This is a genomic window from Streptomyces olivochromogenes (assembly GCF_021538895.1).
GTDB classification, from domain to species: Bacteria; Actinomycetota; Actinomycetes; order Streptomycetales; family Streptomycetaceae; genus Streptomyces; species Streptomyces olivochromogenes_A.
Genome location: NZ_JADDRL010000258.1, coordinates 1 through 1,540, shown reverse-complemented (window position 1 = coordinate 1,540; position 1,540 = coordinate 1). Strand labels below are relative to the sequence as shown.

At 73.4% G+C, this 1,540-nt stretch carries 1 protein-coding gene; it reads right to left on the bottom strand.

Annotation, left to right across the window (positions count from 1 at the left end; all coding sequences use genetic code 11):
• Positions 1-1,540: polyketide synthase dehydratase domain-containing protein (locus tag IPZ69_RS46680; protein ID WP_235461009.1), on the bottom strand; the 1,540-nt coding region annotated here is incomplete at both ends.

Genomic DNA, 1,540 nt, shown 5'->3' with positions numbered 1-1,540 from the left:
CGAGGTCGACGTGTCGCCGACCGGAGCCAGTGGCCGGAGCGCGAGGCCGGTCACTGTGGCGACGGGCGCGCCCGTGGGGTCGGCCAGGTCGAGCCGGTAGCCCGAGCCCTCACCGGTGACGCGCACCCGCAGAGCCTTCGCCCCCGCGGCATGTACAGCCACGTCACTCCAGGAGAAGGGAAGCTCCGCGCTCTCCGCGGCACCCGCGTACGTCAGGGCGTGCAGCGCCGCGTCCAGCAGCGCCGGGTGCAGCGCGAAGGCGCCCGGGTCCGTGTCCTCGGGGAGGGCGACCTCGGCGTGGACTGTGCCGTCGGGGCCACGCCAGGCGTGGGTGAGGCCCTGGAAGACGGGGCCGTACTCCAGGCCCATGGCGGCCAGGTCGTCGTAGAGGGCGCTGGTGTCGACCGGTTCGGCGCCGGCCGGGGGCCAGGCGGTGAGGTCGGTGGCGGGCTCGACGGCTTCGGCGGACAGGGATCCCTCGGCGTGCAGGGTCCAGGTCCCGTCCTCGCCGTCGGGGCGGGAGTGGACGGTGACGGCGGGCTCGTCCCCCTCGCCGACGCGGACACGGAGGGCGACGGCGCCGGTCCGCGGCACGACGAGCGGGGCGTGCAGGGTCAGGTCGCGGACGGTTCCGAGCCCCACCTGGTCCCCGGCGCGTACGGCGATCTCGACCAGAGCGGCGCCGGGCACGATGACCGTGCCGTTCACGGCGTGCTCGGCCAGCCAGGGGTGGGTGGCCAGGGACAGTCGCCCGGTGAACAACACGCCTTCGGCGTCCGGCAGTTCGACCACGGCATGCAGCAGTGGATGCTCGGCGTCCGACTGCCCCAACTCCGAGGCGCTGCCGGCCCGTGCCGCCGTAGCGGCGAGCCAGAAGGACTCGTGCTGGAAGGCGTAGGTCGGGAGGTCGACGGGGTGCCGACCGGGGCCGAAGAAGGTGGCCCAGTCCGTGCTGTCGAGCCGGGTGAGGGCTTCGACCAGGGCCTGGGGTTCGGTGCGGTCGCGGCGCAGGGTGGCCAGCGCACGCGGGTCGGCGACCATGGCCGTCAGTACCGCGTCGGGGCCGAGCTCCAGGAACGTACCGATGCCCTGCTTGTCCAGTGCCGCCACGGCGTCGGCGAAGCGGACGGCCTCACGGACGTGCCGCACCCAGTAGGAGGGGTTCGAGAGGTCGTCGTACGACACCTGCTCGCCGGTCAGCGTCGACACGATCGGTATCGCGGTCTCGCTGTACGTCAGCTGGGCGGCGATCTGCTCGAACTCCGCGAGCATCGGCTCCATCAGCGGCGAGTGGAAGGCGTGGCTGACGGTGAGTCGCTTGGTCTTCCGGCCCGTCTCGGAGAAGTGCGCCATGACCTGCTCGACGCCGTCCGCCGGTCCGGAGACGACCACGGAGGTCGGGCCGTTGACGGCGGCGATCCCGGTGCCGTCCGGAAGGACCGGCAGGACTTCGTCCTCCGTCGCCTGGATGGCGGCCATGGCGCCCCCGGCGGGCAGTTGCTGCATCAGCCGGCCGCGCGCCGACACGATCAGCGCGGCG